This is a genomic window from Sphingomonas sp. Ant20 (genome assembly GCF_000783375.1).
Taxonomy (GTDB): domain Bacteria; phylum Pseudomonadota; class Alphaproteobacteria; order Sphingomonadales; family Sphingomonadaceae; genus Sphingomonas; species Sphingomonas aerolata.
Window position 1 is genome coordinate 1 of record NZ_JRVI01000070.1, and the last position, 6,444, is coordinate 6,444.

A 6,444-nucleotide genomic window follows, 5' to 3' on the forward strand; every position below is an offset into this window, starting at 1 on the left:
CTCGAGCGCGGGGCGGACGTCGCGCTCGACGATCGCGGTCGCGCGCGCGACGCGGTCGTCGGGCAGCCCCGCGGCCTTCAGCTTGGTGGCGAAACTCGTCACCATCACGCTCTGCGCCGCCGCGCCCTCCATCGCGCTGCCCAGCTGCTTCAGCGTCGTGTCGAGGATATAATCGGGCGCGAACACGCCGCGCGCCGCGTCGCTGCGCTGCTGCTCGCTGCTGTCGTCGATCGCCTTGGGCAGCGCGGACAGCCGCTGCAGATACGCATCCGCCTCGCCCGCATCGCGCACCCGCGTCTGCGATTCGAGGAAATCGGGCACGTCGCGATACGGCCCGGTCAGCTGGCTCAGCACATAGGCGCGAACCGCCCGAGGCTGCTGCCATAGGTGAACCGCTTCGCGCCCGCGACCGCGCGCGTCAGCTGATAGGTCACGATCTCGTGATCGAGCGCGGCGTCGCTCGACAGCCCGCTCGTCCCGAACGCGCGCAGCTCGGCGAGTTCCTTGGTCGCCTGCGCCAGCTCGCGCGCACGTCCCGCCGCCGACTGGTCGTCGAGCCGCGCCTTCAGCCCGCTGCGCGTTCCCGTGTCGAGCCCCAGCCGCGTCGCCTGTTCGGGCGAATCGTCGAGCCGCGCATAGAAGAACCGGTCGAGCATCGTGCGCAGCGCCGCGTCGCGCGATCCCGCCGCGGCGGCCCCCTTCAGCGGGACCGCGCCGATGACGGACGCGGCAGCGGCACTCGTTAGAAACCGACGACGATGCATGGACTACTCCCCTGATTCGGGGGAGGGTGTAGCATCCGGGCGGTCTCGATCCACCCCGGGCCCCATGCTATCTGGGACTTACGCGCTCAGACGGGCGAGACGCCGTCCGCATTCACCAGGTCGTCGCCGACCAGCGTGCCGACCAGCCGCACGCGCTTCTCGACCAGGTCGACCGGCGTGCGGTGGAGCTCGAGCTCATAGCGCCCGCCCATGTCGCGGCGGAGGTAGAACGCACCGCCGTCACGGATCAGCGTCCCCGTCTCGTCGATCTTGGTTCCGATGGTCGTCATGGCGCGCGGCCTCCTGCCAGCGGCGATACCGCAGGTGACGCGCGACGCAACCCCCGGCGGCGTCGGTCCGCTGGCAGAAGTGTCCCACGCGCCCAAGGGATACGGCAAGGGATACGGCAAGGGATACGACAGGCGGTCTGCACCGTTATACCCGCACGCGCGTCCTGCCGACGCGATCCTGGAACATCATGGCCCTCACCCCCCGTCTCTCCGGCAAGCTGGCGGCGCGCGCGCATCATTCGCCCGCCGCCGCCGGTTTCCTCCACCGCCTCGCGCCGTTCTTCGCCGCCGATCAGGTCGTCGGCGGGCCGCTGCTCATCGCCACGATCGTCGCTTTGGTCTGCACCAACCTGCCGATCGCGCATGATTACCAGACGATGTGGGACAGCACGCTCGAGATCCGGCTCGGCAGCTTCCGCGCCGCGCACCCGCTCGCCGACTGGGTGAACGAGGCGCTGTTGCCGCTGTTCTTCCTGATCATCGGCGCGGAGGTGAAGCGCGAATTCACCAAGGGCGCGCTGTCGACCGTGCGCACCGCGATGTTTCCGCTTGCTGGCGCGATCGGCGGGATCCTCGTCCCCGTCGCGGTCTATCTCGCCTTCAACTACGGCACCGAAGCCGCGAGCGGCTGGGGCACCGTCATCACCTCCGACACCGCGTTCGCGCTCGCGATCATCGGCATGTTCGCGACCCGGCTGCCCGTGTCGATCCGCGCGGTGCTGCTGGCGTTTGCGGCGATCGACGATGTCGGCGGGCTGCTCGTCATCGCGGTCGCCTATACCGGCACCCTGGTCCTGCCGATGCTCGTCGTCGCGGCGGTCGCCTATGTCGCGATCTTCGTGCTGCTGCGGCTGAAGCTCGTCTCGCCCATCCCCTATGTGCTGCTCGGGCTGATCGTCTGGGCGGGCGTCTATGCGTCTGGCATCCATGCGACGATCGCCGGGGTGATGCTCGGGCTGTTGTCGCCGACCCAGTCGCGGCTGTCCGAACGCCGCTTCGCCGAGCGCGTCCAGGCCCCGATCGACCGCTTCAAGCAGGCGGTCGACGAGGCGGAGTCGGGCGACCCCGAGGAAAACGAGGAAATCCAGCGCAAGGCGCAGCAACAGCTCGGCTATATCCAGGAAATGACCGAGGCGACCGACGAACCCGCCGAACGTCTCGTCCAGATGCTCAACCCCTGGGTGTCCTATGTCGTCCTGCCGCTGTTCGCGCTGTCGGCGGTGCGGATCCATTTCTCGTCGGACCTGCTCGCCGACGCCGCGGGATCGCTGCTCGGGATCGGCGTGTTCGCCGGGCTCGCGTTCGGCAAGCCGCTCGGCTTCGTCACCGCGACCTGGCTGGCGGTCAAGGCGGGCGCTGCCGAACTGCCCGACGCGGTCACCTGGCGGATGGTGCTCGCGATCGGCGCGCTGTCGGGGATCGGCTTCACCATCTCGCTGTTCATCGCCAATCTCGCCTTTCCCGATGCGCAGCGGACCGAGATGGCCTCGCTCGCGGTGCTCGCCGCGTCGCTCGCCTCGGGTGCGCTTGGCTATATCCTGCTGCGCACCGCCGCGGCGCGGACCGAGGCCGGCTGAGTACGGAACCTCCGCCGGGCACCGGGCGCTTCCATAGGGTTCTCGCGTGATGGAGGTATGACGATGACCGAAGCCTATTGGGGCGACACGACGCCGCCCGACATCGACTGGCGAATGAGCGCTGCGCTCGAAAACGTGCCCCGCGGCGACACCGACGTCGCCGAGGTGACCAGCCTCGAGACCGCGGTCCGCACCTGGACGACGCTCGATCCCGAGCATCAGCGCGCGGCGACGCTGACGCCCGAGCACGCGCTCCAGATCGGGCCCGAGGGCGCGGTCCGGCACTTCACCGGCGACGCGATCGCAGCGCTTGCCGCACTGCTCCCGACCGCAGGGCGCGCGGCCCCGGTCGACGACGACCCCGAAGCAGCCTGATCGCGTCATTTCGGGGCCCGGACAGCGCCTGTGCGGCCCCGAAACCCGCGGAATTCCGCGGGCTCGCAGGGGTCTCGACCACCCGAGCGCGTCCCGACGCCCGATCCCGTATCTGGTGTCGAAACGGCCCCGACCACACCATCCCTAGGTGCAAGTTGGATAATTCGCGGCTCTTATCGAAATAAGTGCATAGCGATATCCGGCCCGATCATGTAGATAAATGGCGTCACGCAGCGCCGCCCATCGGCGACGCCGGGCCCAGCTAGGACGGAGACGACATGCGCAGCAAATCGCACTCTGCCGCCGGGCGGACATCGGCCGACGCCACCCCGATTCGGGTGCCCTGTGCCACGGCCCGCAGCCGTGCACGCACGACGCGAAAAGGGCGCCCCGGATCGTTCCGGAACGCCCCTGTCGCGTACTCGGCGCGCCCCCTCCGCTCGGGAGAGGGCGCCGCGCGGTTACTCGCTCTCTTCGAACGTCAGCGCGTTCGCGCCCGTCGCGCTCAAGCGGACCTTGTCACCCTCGATCTCGGCGACGAGGCCGAGCGAGATATAGTGATGCTTGGCGCCCTGCCCGTCCTGCGACTGCGGCGAATCATTCTTGGTCAGCTTGATGCGGTCGCCGTCGACATGATCGACGGTACCGACATGAACGCCGTCCGCGCCGATGACTTCAGCGTGTTCCTTGATCTGGGTTGCGTCGACCATTTTGCGTCTCCTGTGGTGGGTCCGGGTGCAGAACGCGCGTCTCGGGCATTGGTCGCATGACCTATGGCAGCGCCATCATGTTTGTCGTCGCGGCCCTGCTCGGGATCATCGGCGTCGCGATGCTGTTGCGGCTGCGCAGCCCCGACGCAGCGACAAGCAGGTCTATGCCTTCCGGATGATCGGCATCATGCTCACCTCGGGCGCGATCGTGCTCGCGCTGTCGGCGGGCGCGATGTGGCAATGGACGCTCGAATCGTGAACACGCTCGTCCTGATCCTCGCAGTCGTCGGCATCTGCGCGGCGAACATGATCCTCGGCCGTCACTGGAGCCGGCTCGACCATAATCCCTGGTCGGGCGACTTTCGCGGCGAGACCTTCTGGGGTCCGACGCCCGGCTGGAACCCCGGCGCGCTCGACATCGGCAAGATCCGCCAGCGCGGCCGCGTGCTGATGATCGCCGCACCGATCGCGTCGCTGCTGTTCCTCGTCGTCGTCATCACCAGTTCAAGCCGTTTCTAGTTTCTCAATTTCCCAAATTTGTCCCGGAGTATCCCATGTCCCTCCTCGAAGCCCGCAAGCAGTACAAGCCGTTCGAATACCCCTGGGCGTTCGAATTCTGGAAGCGCCAGCAGCAGCTCCACTGGCTCCCCGAGGAAGTGCCCTTGGGTGAGGATTGCCGCGACTGGGCGCAGAAGCTCAGCGATCACGAGCGCAACCTGCTGACGCAGATCTTCCGCTTCTTCACCCAGGCGGACGTCGAGGTGCAGGATTGCTACCACGAGAAATACGGCCGCGTGTTCAAGCCGACCGAGATCAAGATGATGCTCGCCGCGTTCAGCAACATGGAGACGGTGCACATCGCCGCCTACAGCCATCTGCTCGACACGATCGGCATGCCCGAGAGCGAATATGGCGCCTTCCTCGAATATGCCGAGCTGAAGGACAAGCATGACTATATGCAGAGCTTCGGCGTCGACAATGACGAGGATATCGCGCGCACGCTCGCGATGTTCGGCGGCTTCACCGAGGGCGTCCAGCTCTTCGCCTCGTTCGCGATGCTGATGAACTTCCCGCGCTTCAACAAGATGAAGGGCATGGGCCAGATCGTCACCTGGTCGATCCGCGACGAGAGCCTGCACTGCGAGGGCATCATCAAGATGTTCCACACCTTCTGTGCGGAGCGTCAGTGCCTCACCAAGGCGGTCAAGGACGACATCGCCGACGTCTGCCAGACGACGATCCGCCTCGAGGACAATTTCATCGATCTCGCCTTCGAAATGGGTCCGGTCAACGGCATGACCCCCAAGGAGATCAAGAAGTATATCCGCTTCATCGCCGACTGGCGCATGACGCAGCTCGGCCTCAAGCGATCTACATGATCGACGAGCACCCGCTGCCCTGGCTCGCCCCGATGCTCAACGGCGTCGAGCATGCCAACTTCTTCGAACAGCGCGCCACCGAATATTCGAAGGCCGCGACCAAGGGCCAGTGGAACGACGTCTGGGACAGCTTCGACAAGCGCCAGACCGCCAAGAAGGGCCCCGCCGCGAACGAGGACCTCGCCGACGGCGGCGACATGTTCTCACTGGCGGGTGTTGCGGCGGAGTAAGTCGCGCCGCGCGCGGTTTAGCGACCGCTAAACCCCGCCCCGGCGGCGCGACCGGCCGGCGGCGCCATCAGCGCCGGCCGACGGCATGGGCTTTGCTCATGCCGGCCTCGTTCTGCAGACGGCAGGTGACAAATCCCGGCAAGGCGACGATGATCGCCGAGGTTTGGAGAGTCAGACTGATGGCCATCAAAACGACCGGCTGGAGCCCTACCGCGCATCTCGATAGCGATGCCGCAATGCTCGCCTATCTCGAAGCGGTCTTCGAAGACGGCGACCCGGCGTTGATCGCTGCCGCACTTGCCGACGTGGCCCAGGTCCGCAGCAGTGTCGGTGCAGACGTTCGTGATTAACCTCGTTCGCCTCGCCATTACCGGCGACGATACGCTGGACCTCGTCTTTTCGGACGGCAGCGCCGCGCACTGGTCCGCGGCGGACCTCATAGCCCGCGACACGGTCATGACGCGCCCGCTCGCCGACCCCGCCTATTTCGCCCGCGCCTTCATCGAAGGCGGCGCGCTGGCTTGGCCGAACGGCTCCGAACTGTCCGCCGACGCGCTGCATCAGCGTCTGGCAGCCAAGGACCTGCTGATCCGCAACGCAACCTAATGCGCGGCCGGTGGGGCACGCCTCGCCTGATCCCGAAAGGGTCGTCATTTCCGCGAGGGCGGGAAGCCAAACGGGCTGACCCGACTTCGTGATCGCCGCCGTAAACCCAGTGCCGTCACATGCCGACGACCAGAGCCCCGCTCAGCACCAGGCGACCGCTTGCCCCCGCCATAACGCCGCGCGAGACCCTCGCGGACCAGCGTGTCGCCCAGCGACCGCCCGTCGCGCTGCACCAGCCGCAGCTTGCGCCCATATTTGTCGACATCGCGCTTGATCCGCGTCAGCGTGAACGGCCCGGCATTGAGCAGCGCCTGCATCCGGAGCGTCGCGCGGTGGCCCGCGCGCGCTTCCGCCTTGCAGCGCGGCGGGTGCGTTTCGGGGGTGTCGATATCGGCGATGCGGATCTTGGTGCGGTTCATCCAGAAGGTGTCGCCGTCGACCATGCAGTTGACCCGCTTCGCCCGGCCGCAGATCTGAAGCGCGCCGATACCGCCTTCCCGCCCCACCGCGCCG

Annotated in this window: 10 protein-coding genes and 2 pseudogenes; 7 read left to right on the forward strand and 5 right to left on the reverse strand. The window is 67.2% G+C overall.

Annotated elements, in window-relative coordinates; genetic code table 11:
• The 3 genes and pseudogenes from NI18_RS26975 to NI18_RS11045 form a co-directional block, all read right to left on the reverse strand.
• Nucleotides 1-396 (reverse strand): annotated as a pseudogene (locus NI18_RS26975) (DUF885 family protein); the annotation flags it as partial.
• Complete coding sequence (locus NI18_RS26980) at nt 348-764, reverse strand: DUF885 family protein (RefSeq protein ID WP_052149148.1); 417 nt, start codon at nt 762-764, stop codon at nt 348-350. The pseudogene NI18_RS26975 and the gene NI18_RS26980, both read right to left, overlap by 49 nt.
• An 86-nt stretch (nt 765-850) precedes the next feature.
• Nucleotides 851-1,054, reverse strand: coding sequence for a DUF5818 domain-containing protein (locus tag NI18_RS11045; RefSeq protein ID WP_031440577.1), 204 nt, complete (start codon nt 1,052-1,054; stop codon nt 851-853).
• Nucleotides 1,055-1,242: 188 nt separating this feature from the next.
• Between NI18_RS11045 and nhaA the strand changes: the two genes are divergently transcribed.
• Nucleotides 1,243-2,631: a Na+/H+ antiporter NhaA gene (nhaA, locus tag NI18_RS11050; RefSeq protein ID WP_037529938.1), complete on the forward strand. Its 1,389-nt coding sequence runs from the start codon at nt 1,243-1,245 to the stop codon at nt 2,629-2,631.
• 63 nt (nt 2,632-2,694) lie between these two features.
• Nucleotides 2,695-3,006, forward strand: a complete 312-nt coding sequence (locus NI18_RS11055; RefSeq protein WP_042467039.1) for a hypothetical protein — start codon at nt 2,695-2,697, stop codon at nt 3,004-3,006.
• A gap of 461 nt (nt 3,007-3,467) precedes the next feature.
• On the opposite strand, the gene NI18_RS11060 is transcribed toward NI18_RS11055, so the two are convergent.
• The gene (locus NI18_RS11060) at nt 3,468-3,716 is read right to left on the reverse strand and encodes a DUF2171 domain-containing protein (protein WP_031396615.1); all 249 of its coding nucleotides are present in this window, start codon (nt 3,714-3,716) and stop codon (nt 3,468-3,470) included.
• A gap of 25 nt (nt 3,717-3,741) precedes the next feature.
• Here NI18_RS11060 and NI18_RS23350 point away from each other — a divergent pair, with 25 nt between their 5' ends.
• From NI18_RS23350 to NI18_RS11080, 5 genes and pseudogenes are all read left to right on the forward strand, one after another.
• The gene (locus tag NI18_RS23350) at nt 3,742-3,975 is read left to right on the forward strand and encodes a hypothetical protein (RefSeq protein ID WP_306286377.1); all 234 of its coding nucleotides are present in this window, start codon (nt 3,742-3,744) and stop codon (nt 3,973-3,975) included.
• Complete coding sequence (locus tag NI18_RS11065) at nt 3,972-4,235, forward strand: hypothetical protein (protein WP_031396613.1); 264 nt, start codon at nt 3,972-3,974, stop codon at nt 4,233-4,235. Before NI18_RS23350 ends, NI18_RS11065 begins: the two co-directional genes overlap by 4 nt.
• A 35-nt stretch (nt 4,236-4,270) precedes the next feature.
• A pseudogene (locus NI18_RS11070) lies at nt 4,271-5,325 on the forward strand (ribonucleotide-diphosphate reductase subunit beta).
• A 179-nt stretch (nt 5,326-5,504) separates the two neighbouring features.
• Nucleotides 5,505-5,675: a hypothetical protein gene (locus tag NI18_RS25050; RefSeq protein WP_157840522.1), complete on the forward strand. Its 171-nt coding sequence runs from the start codon at nt 5,505-5,507 to the stop codon at nt 5,673-5,675.
• Nucleotides 5,650-5,931 (forward strand): DUF2442 domain-containing protein, encoded by a 282-nt coding sequence (locus tag NI18_RS11080; protein ID WP_157840523.1) that lies wholly within the window; start codon nt 5,650-5,652, stop codon nt 5,929-5,931. The genes NI18_RS25050 and NI18_RS11080 overlap by 26 nt, the downstream gene beginning before the upstream one ends.
• Nucleotides 5,932-5,975: 44 nt before the next feature.
• Here NI18_RS11080 and NI18_RS11085 read toward each other — a convergent pair.
• The coding region (locus NI18_RS11085) for a thermonuclease family protein (protein WP_198527005.1) at nt 5,976-6,444 on the reverse strand (469 nt) is incomplete at its 5' end.

Excerpts from the sequence above, each read along its gene's own strand:
- NI18_RS25050 (WP_157840522.1), top strand. The coding sequence starts at position 5,505 with ATGGCCATCAAAACGACCGGCTGGAGCCCTACCGCGCATCTCGATAGC.
- NI18_RS11045 (WP_031440577.1), bottom strand. The coding sequence starts at position 1,054 with ATGACGACCATCGGAACCAAGATCGACGAGACGGGGACGCTGATCCGT.
- NI18_RS26980 (WP_052149148.1), bottom strand. The coding sequence starts at position 764 with ATGCATCGTCGTCGGTTTCTAACGAGTGCCGCTGCCGCGTCCGTCATC.
- NI18_RS11060 (WP_031396615.1), bottom strand. The coding sequence starts at position 3,716 with ATGGTCGACGCAACCCAGATCAAGGAACACGCTGAAGTCATCGGCGCG.
- NI18_RS11055 (WP_042467039.1), top strand. The coding sequence starts at position 2,695 with ATGACCGAAGCCTATTGGGGCGACACGACGCCGCCCGACATCGACTGG.
- nhaA (WP_037529938.1), top strand. The coding sequence starts at position 1,243 with ATGGCCCTCACCCCCCGTCTCTCCGGCAAGCTGGCGGCGCGCGCGCAT.